Annotated in this window: 19 protein-coding genes; 6 read left to right on the top strand and 13 right to left on the bottom strand. The window is 72.3% G+C overall.

What is annotated here, in order from left to right; all coding sequences use genetic code 11:
• Positions 1-618, top strand: a complete 618-nt coding sequence (locus tag ACWEJ6_RS16020) for a TetR/AcrR family transcriptional regulator (protein WP_387664398.1) — start codon at positions 1-3, stop codon at positions 616-618.
• Between the two features lie 12 nt (positions 619-630).
• Here ACWEJ6_RS16020 and ACWEJ6_RS16015 read toward each other — a convergent pair whose 3' ends face one another.
• From ACWEJ6_RS16015 to ACWEJ6_RS16000, 4 genes are all read right to left on the bottom strand, one after another.
• On the bottom strand, positions 631-897 hold the full coding sequence (locus ACWEJ6_RS16015) for a hypothetical protein (protein ID WP_352320256.1): 267 nt from the start codon (positions 895-897) through the stop codon (positions 631-633).
• 69 nt (positions 898-966) lie between these two features.
• Complete coding sequence (locus ACWEJ6_RS16010) at positions 967-1,818, bottom strand: helix-turn-helix domain-containing protein (RefSeq protein WP_357964569.1); 852 nt, start codon at positions 1,816-1,818, stop codon at positions 967-969.
• Between the two features lie 59 nt (positions 1,819-1,877).
• Positions 1,878-2,138: a hypothetical protein gene (locus tag ACWEJ6_RS16005; RefSeq protein WP_387664401.1), complete on the bottom strand. Its 261-nt coding sequence runs from the start codon at positions 2,136-2,138 to the stop codon at positions 1,878-1,880.
• 86 nt (positions 2,139-2,224) lie between these two features.
• Entirely contained in the window at positions 2,225-3,238 is a 1,014-nt protein-coding gene (locus ACWEJ6_RS16000) for a phosphotransferase family protein (protein WP_397163842.1), read from the bottom strand.
• 198 nt (positions 3,239-3,436) lie between these two features.
• Here ACWEJ6_RS16000 and ACWEJ6_RS15995 point away from each other — a divergent pair, with 198 nt between their 5' ends.
• Positions 3,437-4,342, top strand: a complete 906-nt coding sequence (locus ACWEJ6_RS15995) for an ROK family protein (RefSeq protein ID WP_452424297.1) — start codon at positions 3,437-3,439, stop codon at positions 4,340-4,342.
• Here ACWEJ6_RS15995 and ACWEJ6_RS15990 read toward each other — a convergent pair.
• From ACWEJ6_RS15990 to ACWEJ6_RS15960, 7 genes are all read right to left on the bottom strand, one after another.
• Positions 4,268-5,983, bottom strand: coding sequence for an acyclic terpene utilization AtuA family protein (locus tag ACWEJ6_RS15990; RefSeq protein WP_452424295.1), 1,716 nt, complete (start codon positions 5,981-5,983; stop codon positions 4,268-4,270). The genes ACWEJ6_RS15995 and ACWEJ6_RS15990 overlap by 75 nt on opposite strands.
• Positions 5,983-6,744, bottom strand: a complete 762-nt coding sequence (locus ACWEJ6_RS15985; RefSeq protein WP_397163847.1) for an enoyl-CoA hydratase-related protein — start codon at positions 6,742-6,744, stop codon at positions 5,983-5,985. Before ACWEJ6_RS15985 ends, ACWEJ6_RS15990 begins: the two co-directional genes overlap by 1 nt.
• Positions 6,741-8,621 carry an ATP-binding protein gene (locus ACWEJ6_RS15980; RefSeq protein ID WP_452424293.1) on the bottom strand — a complete coding sequence of 627 codons (1,881 nt, stop codon included), beginning with the start codon at positions 8,619-8,621 and terminating at the stop codon, positions 6,741-6,743. The genes ACWEJ6_RS15985 and ACWEJ6_RS15980 overlap by 4 nt, the downstream gene beginning before the upstream one ends.
• Positions 8,618-10,150, bottom strand: a complete 1,533-nt coding sequence (locus tag ACWEJ6_RS15975) for an acyl-CoA carboxylase subunit beta (protein WP_452424328.1) — start codon at positions 10,148-10,150, stop codon at positions 8,618-8,620. The genes ACWEJ6_RS15980 and ACWEJ6_RS15975 overlap by 4 nt, the downstream gene beginning before the upstream one ends.
• Positions 10,151-10,203: 53 nt before the next feature.
• Complete coding sequence (locus tag ACWEJ6_RS15970; RefSeq protein WP_397163849.1) at positions 10,204-10,833, bottom strand: TetR/AcrR family transcriptional regulator; 630 nt, start codon at positions 10,831-10,833, stop codon at positions 10,204-10,206.
• A gap of 60 nt (positions 10,834-10,893) precedes the next feature.
• Positions 10,894-13,419 (bottom strand): protein kinase domain-containing protein, encoded by a 2,526-nt coding sequence (locus ACWEJ6_RS15965; protein ID WP_452424290.1) that lies wholly within the window; start codon positions 13,417-13,419, stop codon positions 10,894-10,896.
• Positions 13,420-13,582: 163 nt separating this feature from the next.
• Positions 13,583-14,944: an FAD-binding oxidoreductase gene (locus tag ACWEJ6_RS15960; RefSeq protein WP_387664417.1), complete on the bottom strand. Its 1,362-nt coding sequence runs from the start codon at positions 14,942-14,944 to the stop codon at positions 13,583-13,585.
• Between the two features lie 52 nt (positions 14,945-14,996).
• Between ACWEJ6_RS15960 and ACWEJ6_RS15955 the strand changes: the two genes are divergently transcribed.
• Positions 14,997-15,569 carry a hypothetical protein gene (locus tag ACWEJ6_RS15955; protein WP_364337936.1) on the top strand — a complete coding sequence of 191 codons (573 nt, stop codon included), beginning with the start codon at positions 14,997-14,999 and terminating at the stop codon, positions 15,567-15,569.
• Here ACWEJ6_RS15955 and ACWEJ6_RS15950 read toward each other — a convergent pair.
• Positions 15,566-16,771 (bottom strand): aminotransferase class I/II-fold pyridoxal phosphate-dependent enzyme, encoded by a 1,206-nt coding sequence (locus tag ACWEJ6_RS15950; protein WP_387664421.1) that lies wholly within the window; start codon positions 16,769-16,771, stop codon positions 15,566-15,568. The two genes, ACWEJ6_RS15955 and ACWEJ6_RS15950, sit on opposite strands and share 4 nt — an antisense overlap.
• A gap of 184 nt (positions 16,772-16,955) precedes the next feature.
• Here ACWEJ6_RS15950 and ctaD point away from each other — a divergent pair, with 184 nt between their 5' ends.
• The 3 genes from ctaD (at position 16,956) to ACWEJ6_RS15935 (ending at position 22,662) form a co-directional block, all read left to right on the top strand.
• Positions 16,956-18,680 (top strand): aa3-type cytochrome oxidase subunit I, encoded by a 1,725-nt coding sequence (gene ctaD / locus ACWEJ6_RS15945; protein WP_452424287.1) that lies wholly within the window; start codon positions 16,956-16,958, stop codon positions 18,678-18,680.
• 213 nt (positions 18,681-18,893) lie between these two features.
• Positions 18,894-21,644: an immune inhibitor A domain-containing protein gene (locus ACWEJ6_RS15940; RefSeq protein WP_452424285.1), complete on the top strand. Its 2,751-nt coding sequence runs from the start codon at positions 18,894-18,896 to the stop codon at positions 21,642-21,644.
• Between the two features lie 79 nt (positions 21,645-21,723).
• Positions 21,724-22,662 (top strand): diacylglycerol/lipid kinase family protein, encoded by a 939-nt coding sequence (locus tag ACWEJ6_RS15935; protein WP_358285242.1) that lies wholly within the window; start codon positions 21,724-21,726, stop codon positions 22,660-22,662.
• Between the two features lie 2 nt (positions 22,663-22,664).
• Here ACWEJ6_RS15935 and ACWEJ6_RS15930 read toward each other — a convergent pair whose 3' ends face one another.
• Positions 22,665-23,438, bottom strand: a complete 774-nt coding sequence (locus ACWEJ6_RS15930; RefSeq protein WP_452424283.1) for an SWIM zinc finger family protein — start codon at positions 23,436-23,438, stop codon at positions 22,665-22,667.
• Position 23,439: the final 1 nt, after the last annotated feature.

The raw sequence follows: 23,439 nt of genomic DNA, 5'->3' as shown, positions 1-23,439 counted from the left end.
GTGGCGAGTACGACCCGGGCCGATCAGGCCGACCAGCGCAGAGCAGAGCTTCTCGAGGCCACCCGCAAAGTGGTGCTCGAACGTGGCCTGGCCAACACGCGCATCGCCGACATCGCCAAGTCCATCAACGTCAGCGGCGGCCTGATCCACTACCACTTCGCGACCAAGGACGAGCTGATCACCGCCATGCTGCGGGCCACGCTCGACATCGAGAGCGCCCGGCTCAAGGAGCTGGCCGACGGCCCCGGCACGGCGGTGGAGCGCCTCGACCGGGTGCTGCGCTACTACATCCCCGAGTCGCGCTCCGACCAGAGCTGGCTGCTCTGGATCGACGCCTGGAACACCGCGCTGCGCGAGCCGGCGGTCAACGCGATCATGCTGGAGCTGGAGACGGCCTGGCTCGACGCGCTGGCCCAGGTGTTGTCGGCCGGCACCGAGGCGGGGGAGTTCGCCTGCGCCGATCCGGCGGGCGCGGCCGAGCGCATCGACGCCATGCTCGACGGCCTGATCATCCGCTACACCCTGCATCCCAACGTGCTCGACCGGGCGCGGCTGCTGGCCCACGCGCGCACGGCCGCCGCCGGGGAGGCCGGCATCGCGGTGGAGCGGTTCGGCTGAGTCCGGCCCGGGTCAGGCGGGCAGGGCGGCCAGCAGGAAGGCCAGGCGGGCGGCCGCCGACTCGACGTCCTCGGCGGTGCCGAGGCGGTAGCCCCACGACGTGATGTACGCGCCGTCGTCGGAGCAGGTCACCGTCTCGGCCAGGGTGGCGGAGAACCGGTTGCGCACCGACACGTACGCCGGGTCGCTGGCCAGCGCGACATTCTGCACCGAAAGATCGGCGTGACGGCCCGCGTGCCACGCGAACCGCTCAAGGCAGAGCGCGGTATCAAGCATCATGCGTCACCTCCGCAACGTCTCGCGACAGAATTGCACGATCTTGCTACGGGTGGCAAGCAATTGCTGAGGTTAATGTGGGGTTTGTTGCAGGTATTCGCGAAGAATACGGATGATGACTTCTCGCCCGGGCTCGCCGAACTCCGCCACCTTGGCGTAGTCGTCGAAGGCCCGCACGTAGAAGGCGATGTCGTCGGGGTCGCGCAGCACGAGGTCCTTGGTCATCGTGGCGACGCCCACCATGGCCTCGTTGTAGATCCAGAACCCGTTGATCGGCGCGGACGGCAGCTCGGTGCCGAAGGGGATCACCCCGAACTCCACGTTGGGCAGCGTGCTGACGGCCAGCAGCCGGTCGAGCTGGCCGCGCATGACGTCGGCCGGGGCCAGCGCGCTGCGCAGCGCCGACTCCGGCACCACGAAGCGGAACGTGCGCGTGCGGTCGTAGAGGATCTCCTGGCGCTGCATGCGCACGCGGACGGCCGCGTCGATCTGGTCGGCCGCGCTGTAGAGGCGCTTGACCTTGCGGAACACGTGCCGGGCGTACTCGGAGGTCTGCAGCAGGCCGACGACGATGCCGGGCTCGAAGACGCGGAACAGCTTCGTGCGCGCCTCCAGGTCGCGGATGTCCTCCTGGATGGCGGCCAGGCCGCTGCGGTGCCGCTGCTTCCAGTCGTCGTGCCGCTCCAGCAGCGCGATGGCCTGCCTGATGAGCTCGTCGGTCGTGTCGGGCGCGGCTCCCACGGCCTGCGCCCACACGACCACGTCGTCCTCGGTCGCCGTCTGCCTGGCGTTCTCCAGGCGGGAGACCTTGGACGGCTGCCAGCGCAGCCGCTCGGCCAGGTCTTTGCCCGACAGGTGGGCGGCTTCGCGCAACTGGCGAAGCTGGCCGCCGAGGTCGATGCGCGCCTGCTGATAGGACGTCACGCGGCAAGAGGCTAGCTCCGCGGGCACCGATCATGCCAGGCCCAGCCGCGCAATCGTGATCAAGCGGTTGCCGTCGGTGTCCCGTCGCTGGTGGGCCGGGCGCCGGCTGACCCGTCGAGCAGGACCCGGCGGGCGATCTCGGTGATGAGCTCGCGGGGCACCTCGACGGCGGCCTCGCCGTCGAGCACGTCGCGGAGGTCCGCGAGCGCCTCGGGGTCGGTGACGTGAAGTCCCTGGACGACGATGGTGCCGCGATCGGTCTCGTACAGGGTGGGGCAGGCGCCCGCCTCCGAGGTGGAGCCGAGGAACCGCATGCGCATGACGATCCTTTCCCCGAATGCCAGATGCAATTGCGCGCAATTGTACGCATCTGGGCGTCCGGCGTGATCCTTTTCCCGCATCGGGTTCAGCGCAACAAGCCTTCCATGATGTCGTGGGCGCGGCCGAACAGACCGAGGGTGGTCGCGTGCAGCACGTCGCCGATGTCCCGGGGCGCCTTGCCGGCGAACGCCCGCGCGTGCGTGCCCTCCAGCACGATGCCGAGCTTGAAGCAGGCCAGCACCGCGTACCAGTCGATCGCCGACAGGTCGCGCTCCGACAGCGCCGCGTAGTACGCGACCAGCTCCCGCTCCGACGGCAGCCCCGGCACGTGCCCGTTGTTCACCGGCCAGGTGGCCAGCAGCCAGCCCAGGTCGAGCAGCGGGTCGCCGATCGTGCACATCTCCCAGTCGACGATCGCCGCCACCCGGGGCCCGTCGAGGGCGAACATGAGGTTGGCGAAGTGGTAGTCGCCGTGCATGATCCCCGGGACGAACGCGGCGGGCCGGTGGCGGGTCAGCCAGTCGGCGGTGGCGTCGAGGCCGGGGATGTCGGGGCCGGGATAGCCGTCGAGCTCGCCGTAGGAGTCGAGCTCCTTCAGCCAGCGCGGCACCTGCCGGTCGAGGAAGCCCTCGGGACGGCCGAACCCGGGCAGCACCGCCGGATCGACCCGTCCCAGCTCGGCCAGCGCGGCGGCGGCCTCCAGGCCCATCCGGTGCCGGATCGCGGCGTCGGAGGCGTGCGGCTCGGGCAGCCCGGTCGAGGGGTTGAACCCGGCCACCGGCTCCATCAGGTAGAACACCGGCTCGCGGGCGGTCTGCGCGGCCACCAGCCGGGGCGCCGGCACCGCCGTGCCGCTCAGCGCCGCCAGCAGCCGCGCCTCGCGCCGCAGCACCTCGTTGCTCCTGGCCCTGGCGTGCAGGGGCGGCCTGCGCAGCACGTACGGCCGGCCGCCGCGTTCGAGGCGGACCATGACGTTCTGGGTGCCGCCGGGGATCGGCGCGACGTCCGTGATCGCCCCGCCCGGCAGCCCCTCGGCGTCCATCCACGCGCCGAGGTCGTCGAGGTCGATGGCGCTGACGTCGATGTGGGTGGAGGTCATGGCCGCCCTTTGGCAGAACGATATTCTGGAGGCTTCAACCTACGAGAGCCCCGACGCCCGGTCAACCCGGGGCTCGGCATGAACGGCGGGAACTGCCGCGACCGGTCGCCCGGCAGGTCGCGGGCGGTCGGCTCGTCCTGGGCCACGACCGGGCCGATGGCGGCGCTGCTGGGAGAACATGGGTGGATGAAGTGCGTTGTGGCAGTTGATGTGGGGGGAACGACCCTCAAGGGCGGATTGATCGCCCAGGACGGCGGCATCCTCCATCGGGAACGCCGCCCCACCCCCCGCACTGAGGGGCCGGAACGCGTGATCGCGGCGATCTCCGCCTTCGTCGCCGACCTCAGCGCGCCGCGGACCGTCGCCGGCGCCCTGCTGCGCCCGGCGGCCGTGGGCCTGGCCGTGCCCGGCCTGGTCGCGTCCGGGCGGGCGGTCTTCTCGGCCGCGTTCGGCTGGCGGGACGTGCCCGCCGCGGCCTTCGCCGACGGGAGGCTCCCCCTCGCCCTCGGCCACGACGTGCGCTCGGCCGGCGAGGCGGAGCTGGCCTACGGATCGGCGGCCCCCGACGCGCTCTACCTGCCCATCGGCACCGGCATCGCCGGAGCCGTCGTCCTGACCGGCTCCCTGTACGGCGGCGCCGCCGGCTGGGCCGGGCAGATCGGGCACATCCCGGTGCGTCCCGGCGGGCTCCCGTGCCCGTGCGGGCAGCGCGGCTGCCTGTCCGCCTACGCCTCGGCCGCCTCCGTCGCCGCCCGCGCCGGCGAGACCTGCGCCGAGGACGTCGTCCGCCGGGCCGCCGCCGGGGACGAGCCGGCCGCCCGCGTGTGGGCGGAGGCCGTGGAGGCGCTGGCACTGGCCCTGGCCACGTACACGCTGGTGCTGGACCCCGCGGTGATCGTCGTCGGCGGCGGCCTGTCGCTGGCCGGGGACGCCCTGCTGACCCCGCTGCGCGCCCGGCTGGCCGCGCGGCTCGCCTTCCGCCCCGCGCCCGAGGTGCGGGTGTCGGCGCTCGGCGTGGACGCGGGCCTGCTAGGGGCCGGGCTGCTCGGCCTGCGGGCGCTGGGGCAGCAGGGCGGCGGGCACGTCGACCACCTGGGCGCGTAGCTCCTCGCCCAGGGCCTTGGCCTGCGGATCCATCCGCGGGCTGGCCGCCACGCCTCTGCCCAGCAGTCCGTGCACGACGAAGTTGAGCGCCCTGATGTTGGGCAGCTCGTGCCGCTCGACGCGGTGGGCGGCCAGCTCCGGCAGCAGGGACGTGAGCCGGTCGGCGGTGAGGGTGGCCGCCAGCCACGCGTACTGCTCGTCGGTCGCGACCCAGACGCCGAGGTTGGCGTCGCCGCCCTTGTCGCCGGAGCGCGCCCCCGCCACCCGGCCCAGGGGCACGCGCACGGCGGGCCCGCCCGGCGGCGCCGGAACCGGCGGCGCGGGCGGCTCGGGGACCGGCCCGTCCTGGGAAGCGCGAGGCTGCTCCTCCTGGACGGGCAGCTCCACGCCGTCCAGGAAGACCCGCGGGCGCACCTGCGAGGCCGGCACCAGGACCGGCCAGTACACCCCGTACGGGGAGGCGTCGCCGGGCGGGGTGAGGCCGTAGAAGCCCGGGTAGCTGGACAGGCCGGTCTCCACGACGGCCGAGGAGAAGACCCGGCCCGCGGTGCGCCGGTCGGCGTCCATGACGGTGATCCGCAGCAGGCCCGCGTCCGTCAGCGTCACGTCCACCTGGTCGAAGGTCTCGCGCGGCACCCGCGCCCAGACGGCCTCCTCGGCGACCCGCGCCTTGGCCTCGACGTCCAGGCCGGTCAGGACGAGCGTCATCGTGTTGCGGTAGCCGGCCGGGTAGTTGACGGCGACCTTGAGCGTGTCCGGCGGCGGCTCGCCGCGCGTGCCGGAGATCAGCACCCGGTCGGGGCCGTCGTCGGAGAGCGTGATCGTGTCGAACCTGGCCACCACGTCGGGGCCCAGGTAGCGCGGGCCGCCCAGCTCGTAGACGAGTTGCGCGGTGACCGTGCCGACCGAGACCAGGCCGCCCGTGCCCGGATGCTTGGTGATCACCGCCGAGCCGTCGGCGTGCAGCTCGGCGATGGGGAAGCCGCAGTGGGCCAGGTCGGGCACGTCCTGGAAGAAGGCGTAGTTGCCGCCCGTGGCCTGGCAGCCGCACTCGATGACGTGGCCCGCGACGACCGAGCCGGCCAGCGGGTCGAGGTCGCCGGGGCCCCACCCGTACCGCCAGATGCCGGGGCCGGTGACCAGGGCGGCGTCCGTTACCCGGCCGGTCACCACGACGTCCGCGCCCGCCGACAGCGCGGCGGCGATCGGACGGCCGCCGAGGTAGGCGTTCGCGGTCAGCGGCGCGGCCGGCGCGCGCTCGCCGGTGCCGGCGTGGACCAGGTCGAGCGGGCGGCCCATGAGGTCGTCGCCGGTCACGTGGGCGACCTTGGGGGACAGGCCCAGCCGGGCGGCCAGCTCGTGCACGGCCTCGGCGCACCCGGCCGGGTCGAGGCCGCCCGCGTTCGTCACGATCCGGATGCCGCGGTCGAGGCACGGGCCGAGCACGTCCTCAAGCTGGCGCAGGAACGTCGGGGCGTAGCCGGGACGGCCCTTGAGCCGGTTGCCGGCCAGGATGAGCATGGTCAGCTCGGCCAGCCAGTCGCCGGTGAGCACGTCGATCGGGCCGCCCTCGACCATCTCCCTGGCCGCCGAGAGCCGGTCGCCGTAGAAACCGCTGCAGTTCGCGACGCGCAGCGCCATCACGGCACCCACTTGGGCGGGCGCTTGTCCATGAACGCCGCGATGCCCTCCTGCCCCTCCGCCGAGGTGAACCGCTCGGCCGACAGCTCGCTCATCCGCCGCAGGCCCTCCTCGAACGACACCGCCGGGACCTCCCGCACCAGCCGCTTGGTGATGGCCAGCGCCTCGGGGCCGCCCCTGGCCAGCATCCCCGCGTAGTGGCGCACGGTGGCGTCCAGCTCGTCCTCCGGGACGGCCCTGGTCAGCAGGCCGATGCGGGCCGCCGTGGCGGCGTCGAACACCTCGCCGGTCAGGAAGTACTCGGCCGCCGCCCGCGGGTCGAGCCTGCGCAGCACGGGCACCGAGATCATGGCGGGCACCACCCCGAGCCGCACCTCGGTGAACGCGAACGACGCCGTGTCCGGCGCGATCGCGAAGTCGCACGCGGCGACCAGGCCGAGGCCGCCCGCGCGGGCCGTGCCGTTCAGGCGGCAGATCACCGGCTTCGGGCTCTCCCAGAGCAGCGTCATGATCTCCGGGAAGGACGCCGTCACCGGCGCGTCCGAGTCGCCGCGCTGCTCCTTCAGGTCGGCGCCCGAGCAGAACACCCGGCCCGTGCCGGTCAGCACGATCACCCGGGCCCCCGGCTCGGCCAGCGCCCAGCGCAGGTGCTCGGCCAGCTCGGCCAGCAGCCGCCTGGACAACGCGTTGCGGTTGGCCGGCGAGTCGAGCGTGACGGTGGCCACGCCGTCCGCCAGCTCCCTGTGCACCAGGCTCGTCATGTGGTCTCCTCCTGGATGATCGCCAGCACGGCCCCGGCTTCGACCTGCTGCCCCTTCTCGACGCGTACGTCCGACACCACGCCGCCCGCCGGGGTGGCGATGCGATGCTCCATCTTCATCGCCTCCAGCACCAGGACCGGCTGGCCCCGGGCCACCGTGTCGCCCTCGGCCACCTCGACCCGCAGCACGCTGCCCGGCATGGGCGCGAGCAGCGAGCCGGGGGCGACGTGCTCGACCGGCTCGGGCAGGCGCGGCACCGGCGTCAGCACGGCCGCGCCCATGGGGGAGTCGACGTAGACGCGCTCGTCGCCGTCGTACCGGGCGACGTGGAACGTGCGCCGCAGGCCGTCGCGTTCCAGGACCACCTCCTCCGGCCGCGCGGAGACCACCGTGACGCCCGCGGGCAGCGGGTCGTAGACGACGTCGGCCTCCTCGAACCGGGCGCGGGCGGGCTGCGAGCGCACGTTGCGCCAGCCGCTGGGCAGCCCGGCCAGGACGGGGGCCGCGCGCCGGCGGCCGGCGGCCATGGCGAGCGCGGCGGCCAGCGCCGGCAGCCCGCCGTCGCCGGAAGGCGGGGACGACGGCGGCGACAGCGGGGCGCCGGGGGAGAGGAAGGCGGTGTTCGTCTCACCCGCGAGGAAGGCCGGACTGGTCACGATCTCCAGCAGCAGGTCGCGGTTGGTGGTGAGGCCGTGCAGCCGGGCCCCGCGCAGGGACGCGGCCAGCTTCCGCGCCGCCTCCGCCCGCGTCGCGCCGTACGCGACGATCTTGGCCAGCATCGCGTCGTAGTGCGGCGACACCCGCGACCCGGACTCGACGCCGGAGTCGACCCGGACGTCACCCGGCACCTCGAACCGGCGCAGCACGCCCGTCTGGGGCACGTAGGCGGCGTCCTCGGCGTACAGCCGCGCCTCGATCGCGTGGCCGCGCGGCGCGGGCGGCCCGGACGGCAGCGCCGCGCCCTCGGCCACCTCCAGCTGCAGCCGGACGAGGTCGACGCCGAACACCAGCTCGGTGACCGGATGCTCGACCTGGAGCCGGGTGTTCATCTCCAGGAACGCCACCCGCTCACCCTTGACCAGGAACTCCACCGTGCCGGCCCCGACGTAGCCGATGCGCCGGGCCGCGCGCACGGCCGCCGCGCACAGCAGCTCGCGGGTGCGCTCCGAGATCCCCGGCGACGGGCACTCCTCGACGACCTTCTGGTGCCTGCGCTGGACGCTGCACTCCCGCTCGCCCAACGCCCACACCGTGCCGTGCCCGTCGGCCAGCACCTGCACCTCGACGTGCCGGGCGGCCTCCAGCAGCGGCTCGGCGAACACGGCGCCGTCGCCGAAGGCCGCCTCGGCCTCCCGCCGGGCCGACTCCACCTCGGCGGCCAGCTCGCCGGGGTGCCTGACGATCCGCATCCCGCGCCCGCCCCCGCCCGCGGACGCCTTCACCAGCAGCGGGAACTCGTCCGGGGCGGCCAGGTCGAGCGAGGGCAGCACCGGCACGCCGGCCTCGGCCATCAGCCGCTTGGCCGCGATCTTGGAGCCCATCGCCTCGATCGCCTCGGGCGGCGGCCCCACCCAGGTGAGCCCGGCGTCCAGCACGGCCCGTGCGAACGCGGCGTTCTCCGACAGGAACCCGTAGCCCGGGTGCACCGCGTCGGCGCCGGAGACCCGGCACGCCTCGATGATCCGGTCCACCGCCAGGTAGGTCTCGGCCGGATGGGCCCCCGGCAGGCGGACGGTGAGGTCGGCCTCGCGGGCGTGCGGCGCGCCGGAGTCGGCGTCGGAGAAGACGGCGACCGTGGAGACGCCGAGCGAGCGGCAGGTGCGGAAGACCCGGCGGGCGATCTCGCCCCGGTTGGCCACGAGCAGACGGGTGATCACGGGCGGAACACCCCGAACCCCGCCGCGGGCGGCACCGGCGCGCTGTTGATCGCCGACAGGCACATCCCCAGCACCGTACGGGTGTCGCGCGGGTCGATCACCCCGTCGTCGTAGAGCCGTCCCGACAGGAAGAACGGCAACGACTCCGCCTCGATCTGGGACTCCACCATGGCACGCATCGCCGCGTCGGCCTCCTCGTCGTAGACCTGCCCCCTGGCCTGCGCCGCGGCCCGGCCGACGATCGACAGCACCCCGGCGAGCTGGGCCGGGCCCATCACCGCCGACTTGGCGCTCGGCCAGCTGAACAGGAAGCGGGGGTCGTAGGCGCGCCCGCACATGCCGTAGTTGCCGGCGCCGTAGGAGGCGCCCATGACGACGGTCAGGTGGGGCACGGTCGAGTTCGACACGGCGTTGATCATCATGGCGCCGTGCTTGATGATGCCGCCCTGCTCGTAGTCCTTGCCCACCATGTAGCCGGTGGTGTTCTGCAGGAACAGCAGCGGCGTGCGCGACTGGTTCGCGAGCTGGATGAACTGGGTGGCCTTCTGCGACTCCTGGCTGAACAGCACGCCGCGCGCGTTGGCCAGCACTCCGATCGGGTAACCGTGGACGCGCGCCCAGCCGGTGACCAGCGAGGGGCCGTACAGGGGCTTGAACTCCTCGAACTCGCTGCCGTCCACCACGCGGGCGATCACCTCGCGCGGGTCGAAGGGGATCTTCAGGTCCTCCGGGACGATCCCCAGCAGCTCGTCGGCCGGGTAGGCGGGCTCGCGGGCGGGCAGCGGCGCCACGCCCTGCTTGCGCCAGTTGAGCGAGCGCACGACGGCGCGGCCGATGCGCAGCGCGTCGTGCTCGTCCTCGGCCAGGTAGTCGGCCAGGCCGCTGGTCCTGGCGTGCATCTCGGCGCCGCCCAGCGACTCGTCGTCGGACTCCTCGCCGGTGGCCATCTTCACCAGCGGCGGCCCGCCCAGGAACACCTTGGCGCGGTCGCGGACCATCACCACGTAGTCGCTCATGCCGGGCACGTACGCGCCGCCGGCCGTGGAGTTGCCGAAGACCAGCGCCACCGTCGGGACGCCCGCCGCTGACAGCCGCGTCAGGTCGCGGAAGATCCGGCCGCCCGGGATGAAGATCTCCTTCTGCGTCGGCAGGTCGGCGCCGCCGCTCTCGACCAGGTTGACGTACGGCAGCCGGTTGGCCAGCGCGATGTCGGCCGCGCGCAGCGACTTGCGCAGCGTCCACGGGTTGGACGCGCCGCCCCTGACCGTGGGGTCGTTCGCGGTGATCAGGCACTCGACGCCCTCGATCACCCCGATGCCGGTCACCATGCCCGCGCCCACCTGGAACTCGCTGCCCCACGCGGCCAGCGTGGACAGCTCCAGGAACGGCGAATCGGGGTCGATCAGCAGCTCGACGCGCTCCCTGGCGAGCAGCTTGCCGCGCCGGCGGTGGCGCTCGACGTACTTCTCGCCGCCGCCGGCCACCGCCTTGGCGTGCTCGGCGTCGAGCTCGGCCAGCTTGGCGAGCATGGCCGCGCGCCGGGCCTGATGTTCGGCGTCGCGCGGGTCGAGCCGGCTCCTGATCACGGGGCCTCCTGTCGCGAAGTCGACGCGGGCGTCAGCCCGATGGCCCGCGCCCACAGCCGGGTCAGGTGGTCGACGGCGTCCTGCTCGCCGGCCCGCTCCCCGAGATCCAGCCACACGTGGGCGAAGTGCTCGACCATGCCGCCCAGCATGACGGCCGTCAGCCGCGGGTCGAGCGCGGGGTCGGCCAGGCCCTGCTCCTGCAGCCGGCGCAGCCCGTCGGCGCCGCGCCGGACGAACGCCTCGCGCAGCTCCAGCACCAGCCGGCCGAAGCGGGCGTCGGCGTCGGCGGCGTGCTCCACCATGCGGACCAGGCGCGAGTTGGCGGCCCAGGCCCGCAGGTAGAGGCGGTTGGCCGCCTCGATGCGGGCGTACGGGTCGCCGGAGGCGGCGTCGCCGACCGCGCTCGCCGCGAACATCTCGCCGACCACCGTCTGCGCCACCTCCCCGAACAGCGACTCCTTGGAGTCGAAGTACGTGTAGAAGGTGCCGTGGGAGACCCCGGCCCGCGCGCACACGTCGTCGATCCGCACGGCGTCGTACCCGTGCTCCTCGAACGCCTCACGCCCGGCCGCGAGCAACGTGGCCCGGGTGCGCTTGCCGCGCAGGGTCAGGGACCTGACGATCACGTCAGTCACCGTAGCGAGCGGGGCGCGCGGAAGGAAGGGGTCCCGCCGCGCGCCGTCACATCAGGTGCAGTGGCTCCAGCCGGACTTCCAGCTCAGCGAGTTCCACGAACCGCCCCAGATCACGCACTTCTTCACGGCCGCCAGCCGGACCGGGCCCGCGTACGCGGTGAACTTGCCCGGGTTGCCGGCGCTCGCGCCGCCCTGGACCTGGAGGGTGGCGTTCATGGAGACCTTGCCGGGATAGACCAGCTTCGACATCGTGACCACGCAGTTCTTGCCCGCGCTGGTGTTGTAGAGCAGGAAGATCGTGGCCGAGGTGCCCAGCGCGTGCTTGTCGATCACCCTGTAGCCGGTGCCGCAGACGGCCACCACGTTGAAGGTGTTCGGCTTGGGCGTGGCGGTCGGCTTGACGGTGGGCTTCACGGTCGGCTTGCTCGTCGTCGGCTTCTTGGCCGGGACCGTCGTCGTGGGGCCGGGGGTCGGGGTGGTGGTCGGCTGGTCCTCGCCGTCGATCAAGCCCGTGGGCTTCTTCGTCTTGGTGGGCTTGGGCGTGGGCGTGGGGTGCTTGGTCGCCGGGCGGGCCGTCGCCGTCACGGTCGTCACCGGGTTCGGGACCGCGATGACGGGGTCCTTGGTGTGCTTGACCTTCTTGGGCGGCTCGGCCTCGCCGACGTCCAGCGTGGGGACGGGCTCGCCGGTCTCCGCCGGGAGGATCGGGTCCGGGGTCACCTCGGCGACCGGCGGCTCGGGCTGTCCCGCGCCCTGTCCGTCGCCCGTGGGGTTCTCGGAGGTGCTGCCGGTGGCGGTCACGGCGACCTTGTCGCTGTTGGCCTGCACCACGACGGCGCCCGCCACCACCAGCAGCGCGGCGGCGGCCGCGCCGGAGAGCGCGAGCGTCAGCGTCCGCCGCTGCTTGTCGGGCGCCTTGCCGGACGTCTCGCCGGACGTCCCGCCCTGCGGACCGCCGACCCTGGTCGCCCCCGCGTTCCCCGCCTGAGGTCCACCGGGATGTCCCGCCTGGGGTCCACCGGGATGTCCCGCCTGGGGTCCACCGGGGTGCCCCGCCTGGGGGCCGCCGGGATGTCCCGGCTGAGGAGCGCCCGGCATGCCGCCGTGCGGGTGCCCGTGCGGCACCGCGCCCTGCGCGGCCGGACCGCCCATCGCACCGGCCTGCGCGGCCGCACCGCCCATGCCACTGGCCTGAGGACCGCCGGGAACGCCGCCCTGAGCCCCGCTCTGGGGACCGCCGGGAACGCCGCCCTGAGGGCCGCCGGGCGTGCCTCCGTGAGGCGTGCCGGGGGAGCCGGCGGGTGCGCCGCCGTGGGGAGCGCCCGTCTGGGGCCCGCCGGGCGTGTGCGGGCCGCCGGGAACGCCGGCCTGCGGACCGCCCGGGGCTCCGGCCTGCGGGACGCCCGGGTGCGGGACGCCCTGGGCGGCGCCGGGCATGGCGCCCGCGTGGGGGCCGCCGGGCGCGCCGGGCCCGGCCGGGCCGCCCTGAGGACCGCCCGCCGCAGGCCCCGCCGTACCTTGGGGGCCCGCCGCGCCCTGGGGGACGCCGGGGGCGGGGCGGTTGTCGGGGCCGGGCTGCCGGGGCACGGCGTTGGCGCCGGTGGGCTGGGTCCAGGGACCGGGGTAGGCGTCCTGCGCCGCACCGGAGGAGCCGGCCGCAGGGCCATTCGCAGGACCATTCACAGGGCTGTTGGCAGGGCCGGCCTGGTGGGGCACGGCCGGGGTGGCGGTCGCGCCGGTGACCGGCTCGATGGCGGCCTTGGGAGCGGGCTGCCCCGTGAGCCGGACGATCAGCTCGTCGGCGCTCGGCCGCTGCGCCGGGTCCTTCGACAGGCACAGGCCCACCAGCGCGCCGAGCTCGCCCTCCATCCCGCCGAGCTGCGGCTCCTCGTTCAGGATGCGGTTCATCACCACGGGGATCGAGTCGGCCCCGAACGCGGGCTTGCCGGTGGCCGCGTACACCATCGTGACGCCCCACGCGAAGACGTCGGCCGCCTCCGACACGGCGGCCCCGCTGAGCTGCTCCGGCGCCAGGTACGACGGCGTCCCCATCGCCATCCCCGTGGCCGTCGCGCCGGGGGAGTCCAGCGCGCGGGCGATGCCGAAGTCGATCACGACCGGCCCCTCGGGGCCCATGAGCACGTTCGCGGGCTTGAAGTCGCGGTGCAGGATCCCGGCCCGGTGGATGGCCGCCAGGGCGGTGGCCGTGCTGATCGCGAGCCGTTCCAGCGCCGCGCCCCGCCGCGGGCCCTCGTTGATGACGAGCTCGCGCAGCGAGGGGCCGGGCACGTACTCGCTCACGATGTACGGGCGGCTCCCGTCGAGGTCGGCGTGGAGGACGGGCGCGGTGCAGAACCGGGCGACCCGCTGCGCCACCGCCACCTCGCGCAGGAACCTGGTCCGCGCGTCGGCGTCGGCCACGAGGGCGTTGTGCAGCAGCTTGACGGCGACCTGGTCACCCGAGTCGCTCTTGCCCAGATAGACGACGCCTTGACCACCCTCGCCGAGCCGGGCGACGATGTCATACGCCCCCAGCCGCCGCGGGTCGTCCGCCGCCAGCGGCTGGAACTGATTCACGTCGGACCCCCATGACAACCAATAGATGGGGCAAAACGCTACCAGCGTGACATGTGGGACGTCTGCCGGACCTGTAAGTAAGTTCCACCTTTTGACGGAACATGTCAGTGTTTCGTCGCAGGTCGTGTCCGCGCCGGAGCCCCAAGGTCACGGCTTGGCAAATTCAGATGGCCTTGCCCGGGTTCATGATGCCCAGCGGGTCGAAGACCGCCTTGATGCCCTGCTGCACCTCGGCCGCCACCGGCCCGGACTCCAGCCCCAGCCAGCGCCGCTTGAGCACGCCCACGCCGTGCTCGCCGGTCAGCGTGCCGCCGAGCGAGAGCGCGTGCCGGAACACCTCGTCGGCCGCGGCCCACACCTGCGCGGGCGGCTCGGCCGTGCCGTGCTCGAAGATGAAGACCGGGTGCAGGTTGCCGTCGCCGGCGTGGGCGACCGTGCAGATCCGCACGCCGTGCCGGGCCGCCGCGGCCTCGATCGCGGTGATCATCTCGGGCAGCGCCGAGCGCGGCACGCACACGTCCTCGACCAGGCACGCCCCCAGCCGCTCCTTTGCCTGGTAGGCCATCCTGCGCAGCCCAACCAGCTCCTCGGTCTCCTGCGGACTGGAGGAGACGGCCACGAACGAGGCGCCGTTGTCCAGGCAGAGCCGTTCCATGCGGGCGGCCACGGCCTGGCCGTCGGTCGCGTCGGACTGGCCGATCAGCATGGCCTGCGTGGCCGGTTCGAGCCCGATGTTGCGCCAGTCGTCGATGGCCTCCAGCGTGGCCCGGTCCAGCAGCTCCATCAGCGAGGGCTGGCAGCCCGCGGCCATGATCGCCGACACGGCCGCGCCCGCCTCGCGCAGCGAGCCGAACTCGGCGGCGAACGTGGCCGGCGGCGCGGCCGGAGCCCGCCGCAGCCGCACGGTGGCCGCGGTGATCACGCCCAGCGTGCCCTCCGAGCCGACGAACAGGCCGGTCAGGTCGTAGCCGGTGACGCCCTTCATCGTGCGCCGGCCGGTGTTCAGGATCCGCCCGTCGGCCAGCACGACCTCAAGGCCGAGCGTGGCGTCCCTGGTGACGCCGTACTTCACGCAGCGCAGGCCGCCGGCGTTGGTGGCCAGGTTCCCGCCGATCGTGGAGATCTCGTACGACGAGGGGTCCGGCGCGTACATGAGCCCGTGCTCCCGGGCGGCGCGGTCGAGGTCGGCGGTGATGACCCCCGGCTCCACCACGGCGATCTCGTCGGCGGGGGAGAGCTCCCTGATGGCCGTCATCCTGGCCAGCGACAACACGATCGTCCCGTCGCCGGCCGTGGCCGCGCCCGCCAGGCCCGTGCCGGCGCCGCGCGGCACGACGGGCACCCGGTGCTCGGTGGCCCACCGCAGGGTCGTCACCACGTCCTCGCGCGAGGCGGCGAGCACCACGCCGAGCGGCTTGCCCGGCTCGACGAACGTGCGGTCGCGGGCGTAGGAGTCGATCACGTCCGGGTCGGTCAGCACGCGAGCTTCGGACAGCGAGTTCACCAGGGCATCAATCGGTCTCACACCTGCACCCTACGGTTTGCGCGGACCGTTCCTTAAGGCCAGACTGCCCTGGGTGGAAGTCAGGTGCCCGGTATGTACGCAGGCTGACCAGCTCGTCTCGGTTCCGGGCGCGGTCGCCGCGGGGACGACATACCGGATCGGAAGGGTCAGACTGCCCGGCCAGCGCGAGGTCGCCGACCTGCCGACCGCGCCGTCGATGGGCGCGTCGAAGCATGTCATGAGCCGTACGCAGCTCGCGGTGTGGATGTCGTTCCCCAGCCGCCACTACACGCCCTGGGCCAGGAACCAGGGGTGGATCATGCTCGGCGTGGCGGCCCTGGTGCACCTCGTCGTGTCGCTGGTGATCGCGATGGGCAAGGACTCGCAGTGGAGCGAGGTGCTGCTCGCGCCCTTCTGCCTCACCGGGCTGTTCTGGGGGCTCGGGCTGCTGTTCGTGCTCGGCGCGCGCGGCGCCCGCAGGCGCGACCACGCCGAGGCCCCGGCCCGGGAGAAGGCGCTGGCCGTGTGGGAACGGCTGTACTACTGCGCCCGCGACAACGTCGCGTTCGAGCCGGGGGTCGGCGTCTCGTTCCATCCGGGCGAGACGCGCGAGTACATCTTCGGCTTCCGGGGCCGGGCGATCTAGCCGCGCTCCTCCGCCACCAGGCGGACGCAGACGGCCAGGCCGTCGATGGCCTGCTCCAGCTCGTCCAGCTCGGGGAAGGTGGGGGCGATGCGGATCGTGCGGTCCTCCGGGTCCTGGCCGTAGGGGTGGGTGGCGCCGGCCGGGGTGAGCGCGATGCCCGCGGCCTTGGCCCTGGCCACGACCTCGGCGGCGTGCGGCACCTCCAGGCTGATGAAGTAGCCGCCGCGCGGGCTGGTCCAGGTGGCCAGGTCGCCGAGGCGCTCGGTCAGCACCTTGTCGACCAGCTCGAACTTCGGGCCGATCAGCTCGGCGTGCCGCCGCATGTGCGCGGCCACGCCCGCGGCGTCGCGCAGGAACTCCACGTGCCGGAGCTGGTTGAGCTTGTCGGGGCCGATGGACTGCTTGGCGGTGTTGGCGAGGAACCACTCCACGTTCGCCGGCGAGGAGCCGAAGAACGACACGCCCGAGCCCGCGTACGTCACCTTCGAGGTGGAGGCGTAGACGAACACGCGGTCGGGGTTGCCGTGCTCGGCCGCCAGCGCGAGCAGGTCGGCCAGCTCGTCCGGCGTGTCGGTGAGGTGGTGGACGGCGTAGGCGTTGTCCCACATGATCCGGAAGTCGGGGGCGGCCGTCGGCATGGCGGCCAGCCTGCGCACGGTCTCGTCGCTGTAGGTGACGCCGGACGGGTTGCTGTACTTCGGCACGCACCAGATGCCCTTGACCGCCGGGTCCGCGGCGACCAGGCGCTCCACGACGTCCATGTCGGGGCCGTCGGCGTTCATCGGGACGGCCGTCATCTTGATGCCGAGCCGCTCGCAGATGGTGAAATGCCGGTCGTAGCCGGGCACCGGGCACAGGAACGTGATCTCCGGCTCCTCGACCCAGCGGCGCTCGGCCCCCGGCACCTTCGACAGCAGCGCGTGCACGATCGTGTCGTGCATCAGCGTCAGGCTGGAGTTGCCGCCCACGACGAGCTGACCGGCGGGCACCTGCACCAGCGGCGCGAAGATCTCGCGCAGCTCGGGCAGGCCCTGGAGGTTGCCGTAGTTGCGGCCGTCGGTGCCGTCGGCGGCCTTGACGGAGGTGGGCAGTTTGAGCATGCCGTCGGAGAGATCGAGCTGGCGCGGTGACGGCTTGCCCCGGGTGAGGTCGAGCGAGAGCCCCCGCTGGACGAGGGCGGCGTAGTCACTCTGTGCGGTCACGAGATCTCTCCTCCGAGTCGGTTCGGTCCAAAGGATAGAAGAAGTCCCCGAGGGGTCCGGTAATCGCCCGGCATGTGGGACACCGGTTCAAAGACGTTCTAAAGAAGCGCTTCCCGTCCGGCGATCGCCGGAGTGGAATGGAGGACATCGGGGCAGGCACAACTCCGCGAAGGAGGGAGCAGCCGTGACGACTGTTCGGGACACCTCGATCGAGCAGGTCAGGCGCCGCCGTACCGGGACCGTCATCGCCTCCTGGCTCTCGACGACCGACCACAAGGTCATCGGGTACCTCTACCTGATCACTTCCTTCGGCTTCTTCCTCGTCGCGGGCGTCATGGCCATGCTGATCAGGGCCGAGCTGGCGCGGCCCGGCATGCAGGTGGTCAGCCAGCAGCTGTACAACCAGCTGTTCACCATCCACGGCACGGTGATGCTGCTGCTGTTCGCCACGCCGCTGTTCGCCGGGTTCGCCAACGTGGTCATGCCGCTGCAGATCGGCGCGCCCGACGTGGCCTTCCCCCGGCTGAACGCGGTGGCGTACTGGCTGTTCCTGTTCGGCGGGCTCATGGTGGTGGCGGGCTTCCTCACCCCGGGCGGGGCCGCCGACTTCGGCTGGTTCGCCTACACGCCGCTGTCGTCGGCCATCCACTCGCCGCAGGTCGGCGGCGACCTGTGGATCATGGGCCTGGTGATGTCCGGCCTCGGCACGATCCTCGGCGCGGTCAACTTCATCTCCACGATCATCGGCATGCGGGCCCCGGGCATGACGATGTTCCGCCTGCCGATCTTCACCTGGAACGTGCTGCTGACCAGCATGCTCGTGCTGATGGCCTTCCCCGTGCTGGCCGCCGCGCTGCTGGTGCTGGAGTCGGACCGCAAGCTCGGCACGCACGTCTTCGACGGCGCGAACGGCGGGCCGCTGCTGTGGCAGCACCTGTTCTGGTTCTTCGGCCATCCCGAGGTCTACATCATCGCGTTGCCGTTCTTCGGGATCGTCACCGAGGTGATCCCGGTGTTCAGCCGCAAGCCGATCTTCGGCTACCTGAGCCTGGTCGCGGCCACCATCGCCATCGCCGGGCTGTCGATGACCGTGTGGGCGCACCACATGTTCGCGACCGGGCAGGTGCTGCTGCCGTTCTTCTCGTTCATGACGTTCCTCATCGCGGTGCCGACGGGGGTGAAGTTCTTCAACTGGATCGGCACGATGTGGCGCGGCCATCTGTCGTTCGAGACGCCGATGCTGTTCGCCGTGGGGTTCCTGGTCACGTTCCTGCTCGGCGGGCTGACCGGCGTCATCCTGGCCTCGCCGCCGCTGGACTTCCAGATCAGCGACACCTACTTCGTCGTCGCCCACTTCCACTACGTGGTCTTCGGCACGGTGGTGTTCGCCATGTTCGCCGGCTTCTACTTCTGGTGGCCGAAGATGACCGGCAAGATGCTCGACGACCGGCTCGGCAAGGTGCACTTCTGGACGTTGTTCGCCGGCTTCCACACCACGTTCCTCGTCCAGCACTGGCTCGGCCAGCTCGGCATGCCGCGCCGGTACGCCGACTACAGCGCGGCCGACGGGTTCACCGCGCTCAACGAGATCTCCTCGGCCGGGGCGTTCCTGCTCGGCGCCTCGACGCTGCCGTTCCTCTACAACGTGTACCGGACGGCCAGGCACGCGCCCAGGGTCACGCTCGACGACCCCTGGGGCTACGGCAACTCGCTGGAGTGGGCGACCTCCTGCCCGCCGCCGCGGCACAACTTCACCGGCATGCCGCCGATCCGCTCCGAGCGGCCCGCGTTCGACCTGCACTACCCGCACGAGGACGCGACGCCCGCCGTGGAACCGGACCCCGGCCCTGAGCAGCCGCCGCCGGACCCCGGCCCTGAGCAGCCGCCGCCGGTGCTCGCCGCCGACTGACCTTCCGGCCGATCCGGCGTTTCAAGATCGCGTTGTTGCGTTTATGCGGGGTCATTGCGGGCGATGCCGCCGCGACAATTCTGTTGGTCAAAATGTCGTAGTTTGATCACGTTTCAACAACGTACTTTACGACCCGTTTATCCACCCTCTAGCGTCCGGCATTGCACACCCTATGGCCATGCGCCCGGCGACCCCGGGCAGAGAGGGTACCTGGTGCCAAGCTCAAAGCGCCTGTTAGTCGCGTTCCCGGCGGTCGCCCTCCTCGGCGCCGCGCTGACCGTCCCGGCGGCCCAGGCCACGTCAGTGGCCAGCTACCAGCCCACGGCGGCGGACTACTACATCAACTACGCTCCCCCGCGGGTCGAGAAGGAGCCGCAGGAACCCGGCCTGAACAAGGGCAAGGCCCGCTCGCTCTCACCGGCGGAGAAGTTCGACAGGAAGTTCGTCAGCGGGAACCCCGCCGCGGCCCGCGTCCTCGCCGCCCGGGAGAACCAGGCGATCAGGACCGGCCGCAACCCGGCTGAATGGATCTACAAGAACTCCAAGCAGGTCAAGACCGCCAAGCTCCTCACCGTCCTGGTCGAGTTCAACGAGCAGGCGAACGACGACTTCTCCGGCTTCAACCGGCTGCGCACGACCGACAGCGCGCCGGACGACTGCGTGGTCGAGCCGCCGGGCACGCTCAAGAACGGCCCGCTGCACAACAACATCCCCGACCCGGCGACGCTGCCGCAGAAGGACAACAACTCCTTCTGGCTCAAGGACTTCAGCACCGACCACTTCAACAAGATGCTCTACAGCGACGAGGGCATCACCGAGCGCGTGCGCAAGGACCTCAAGGACCCGCGCGACGGCAAGCCCGGCATCGACATCTCCGGCTTCACGATGAAGAAGATGTACGAGGAGCTGTCCAAGGGCGCCTACTCCGTCACCGGCTCGGCCGTCGGCTGGATCAAGGCCCCCCACTCCGAGGCGTACTACGGCGCCGCGGCCTGTGGCGGCCAGCCGCAGGACATGTCGGGTCACCCCAGCAACCCGACCGGCGCGGGCCAGCTCGCCATCGACACGGTCAACGCCCTGGCCGCGGCCCAGCCGAACTTCCCGTGGGCCGACTACGACCAGGAGGACGTGGCCGACTCCGACGGCGACGGCAACTTCAACGAGCCCGACGGCGTCATCGACCACCTGGTGATGGTGCACGCCGGCAAGGACAAGTCCTCCGACGGCGGCGCCGAGGGCACCTACGCCATCTGGGCGCACTCCAGCGCGGTCGCGGGCGGCTACAAGATCCCCGGCAGCGACAAGAAGATCTCCAACTACATCGTGCAGCCCGAGGACTCCGGCGTCGGCGTCTTCGCCCACGAGTACGGCCACGACCTGGGCCTGCCCGACCTGTACGACACCAGCGGCCAGGCCAGCTCCGCGGTGGACTTCTGGGACCTGATGTCCAGCGGCTCCCACTCCGGCCCCATCTTCCAGTCCATGCCCACGCACATGGGCCTGTGGGACAAGTGGGTGCTCGGCTGGGCCAACCCGAAGACGTTCAACCCGGGTGACGCCGCCCAGTCCGTCACGGTCGGGCAGTCCTCGCGCACGCCCAAGTACACCGAGGACGGCGTCCGGGTGAACCTGGCCTCCACGCCGCTGAAGATGATCGACCCGCACAGCGGCACGAAGGCCTGGTGGTCCAACCTCGACCAGGACTGGGCCAACCAGACCCTGACCCGCGACGTCCCGGTGCCCGCCGGCTCCGACGTGCGGTTCTGGATGTGGAACAACTACGAGATCGAGCAGGACTGGGACTTCGGCTTCGTGGAGGTCTCGACCGACGGCGGCCAGACCTGGACCCAGCTCAAGGTCTACGACGAGGCCGGCGCCGAGGTCACCACCCCCGACGGCTACCCCGACCCGAACAAGAACCTCAAGACGTTCGGCAACAAGAAGTACGGGCTCACCGGTGACACCGGCGGCCAGTGGCGGCACGACTACGTCAACCTGACGCCGTACGCCGGGCAGTCGATCAAGCTGCGCCTGACCTACAACACCGACGCCGCCTTCGAGCCGCGCGGCTGGCACGCCGACGACTTCTCGCTCACCAACGGCGGCACCGCCGTCTGGAGCGACGACGTCGAGAACGGCGAGAACGGCTGGAAGGCCACCGGCGGCACGTTCACCAACACCAGCGGCCAGGGCTGGACCGTCAACAACGGCTCGCGCGAGATCTCCCGCTTCTACCTCGCCGAGTGGCGCAACTTCGACGGCTTCGACAAGGGCCTGCAGTACGCCTACGACACCAACTACTCCCGCGACGGGGCGTGGAAGGTCGAGAAGGTCAAGTACAACGCGCCCGGCCTGCTGGTCTGGTACCGCGACTCGACCTTCACCAACAACTCGGTGGTCAACAACCTGACCCTGCCGCCGAGCATCGGCTCCAAGGGCAGCCTGCTGGTCGTGGACTCGCACTACGACCCGCTGCGCCGCACCGGCACCGCCGCCCAGAAGGACCCGACCAGGCACAAGAACATGGAGGGCCGCACGCAGTCCTCGAACGCGGCGTTCTCCTTCGACCAGACGTACCCGCTGAAGGAGTGCCTGGAGGCGCCGGACGAGCCGTTCAGCGAGTACTGCACCAACATCCCCGCGCTCAGGGGCGTGTCGTCCTTCACCGACGCGAAGACCTGGGTTCCGGGCTTCGAGCTGCAGAACGGCTCGCTCTACTACCGTGACTTCGACGCCTCCGCGGTGGTGCCGAGCAAGGGCGACCAGCCGTACAGCACCCGCGTGGTGCACCTGGACGGCACCCCCGCCACCGAGCTGTACGGGACCGACCTCGGCAACGGCCACGTGGCCGGCTCGGGCAACCCCGGCGACGAGGGCAAGGCGCTGGGCGTGCAGTTCAAGCTGATCAGCCAGCTGCCGGGCAACCTGGGCGCCGTCGTCCAGGTCGTCCCGCCGAAGAAGTAGCGTGAGGGGGGCCGCCGGGTCTCCGGCGGCCCCCCGATCCAGCACTGAGCGGCGGACACAGCGCCTACGATTGATGACCATGAGCGAACTGCGCACCAAGATCGAGCACACTGAGGCGATCCGGCGGGATCGCCGGGTGGCGGTGGTGGTGAACACTCGCTCACGCCGCGGCCGCCGCCACTACTTCGAGGTCATCGAGCAACTGCACAACCTGGGGTTCGAGCCGCTGGCCGAGCTGTCGGTCTACAACCCCAAGCGGCTGCGCGACCTGCTCGACACCGCCCTCGCCACCGACCCCGACCTGCTGATCGTGGGCGGCGGCGACGGCACCCTCTCCTCGGCCGTGCGCCACGTCGCCCACCGCGACGTGGCGCTCGGCGTGTTGCCGCTCGGCACCACCAACAACTTCGCCAGGAGCCTCGGCCTGCCGCTCGACCTGGCCGGCGCCATCCGGGTGTTCTCCACCGGCAAGGTCGCCGACATCGACCTCGGCATGGCCGGCGACCGGCCCTTCGCCAACCTGGCCAGCTTCGGCGTCTCGGTCGAGGTGGCCGGCCGGGTCAAGCCCTGGCTCAAGCGCATCGTGGGCCGTCCGGCCTACCCGATGACCGCGCTCACCGTGCTGCCGGGCCACCGGCCCTTCCGGGCCTACATCACCGTCGAGGGCCAGCGCCACGAGCTGCTCACCCACCAGCTCAACATCGCCAACGGCCGCTTCCACGGCGGCTGGCAGGTGGCCAAGGACATCAGCATCGACAACGGCATGCTGGTGGCCTACCAGCTCGGCTCGGGCAAGAAGCTGCGCCTGCTCGGCGAGACGCTGCTGCGCGCGACCACCGGCCGCTGGCGCAGCCTGGCGGGCGGCCCGTTCGTGGTCGGCCGGGAGATGCTGCTGGAGACCGACCCGCCGATGGCCGCCGACGTCGACGGCGAGGTGCGCCTGCGCACCCCGATCACGCTGCGCGTGGTGCCCAACGGCGTGCGCGTGATGGTCCCCGACTCCTTCGAGGACAACTGACCTCAGCCCTCGCCCAGCGCCCGGTAGGCGGGGGCGAGCGCGTCCGCCAGGCCGGCGGGCGGCGGGAAGACCCGCGGCAGCAGGTCGGGGGCGGCCGCGGCGGGGCGGCGTTCCGGGCGGTGCGCGGTGGCGCCGGGGGCGTAGAAGTCGGCCAGCCGGTCGGCGAACGGCACGTCGGCCACCTCCAGCGGGTCGGGCGCGGGCGGGTCGTCGGCCAGCGAGCCGAGCAGCTGCTCGCGGGTGCGCCCGCGCCAGGCCAGCACCAGGAACGGGTCGTCGTCGAACGACTCGGCCAGCAGGTAGAGCACGGCCGACAGGTGCTTGCACGGGAACCCCCAGTCGGGGCACGAGCACTCCATGTCCAGGTCGCGCGGGAACAGGTCGACGCCATGGGCGGCGAACAGCTCCTCGATCTCGACCGGCATCTCCCCGGCCAGCAGCCTGGCCCGGTGGACGGCCTGCGCCGCGACGGCCTCCTCCAGCCGCGCCCACACGTCCTCGCCGTAGACGTCGATCCTCACCACGACGTCGTACGGCTTCGGCCGCGACCCCTGCACGGACGCCCGGACCAGCCCCGCCGACAGGTCGATCGAGAGCACCTGGCCCTTGCGGGCGTAGGCGCGGCCGCGGGACAGGCGGCCCTTGTCGCAGACGCGTTCCAGGATGTCGACGAAGCGCCTGGACCACCAGGCCGAGCCGATGCTGCCGCGCCGCGACCGGGCCCGCAGGCCGCCCTCGACCTCGATGGGGCCGCCGCCGTCGTACCAGTCGGGCATG

The organism is Nonomuraea sp. NPDC004702 (genome assembly GCF_053601695.1).
This window is presented reverse-complemented; position numbering and strand designations above follow the sequence as displayed.

Excerpts from the sequence above, each read along its gene's own strand:
- ACWEJ6_RS16015 (WP_352320256.1), bottom strand. The coding sequence starts at position 897 with ATGATGCTTGATACCGCGCTCTGCCTTGAGCGGTTCGCGTGGCACGCG.
- ACWEJ6_RS16005 (WP_387664401.1), bottom strand. The coding sequence starts at position 2,138 with ATGCGCATGCGGTTCCTCGGCTCCACCTCGGAGGCGGGCGCCTGCCCC.
- ACWEJ6_RS16000 (WP_397163842.1), bottom strand. The coding sequence starts at position 3,238 with ATGACCTCCACCCACATCGACGTCAGCGCCATCGACCTCGACGACCTC.
- ACWEJ6_RS15990 (WP_452424295.1), bottom strand. The coding sequence starts at position 5,983 with ATGGCGCTGCGCGTCGCGAACTGCAGCGGTTTCTACGGCGACCGGCTC.
- ACWEJ6_RS15985 (WP_397163847.1), bottom strand. The coding sequence starts at position 6,744 with ATGACGAGCCTGGTGCACAGGGAGCTGGCGGACGGCGTGGCCACCGTC.
- ACWEJ6_RS15975 (WP_452424328.1), bottom strand. The coding sequence starts at position 10,150 with ATGCTCGCCAAGCTGGCCGAGCTCGACGCCGAGCACGCCAAGGCGGTG.
- ACWEJ6_RS15935 (WP_358285242.1), top strand. The coding sequence starts at position 21,724 with ATGAGCGAACTGCGCACCAAGATCGAGCACACTGAGGCGATCCGGCGG.
- ACWEJ6_RS15930 (WP_452424283.1), bottom strand. The coding sequence starts at position 23,438 with ATGCCCGACTGGTACGACGGCGGCGGCCCCATCGAGGTCGAGGGCGGC.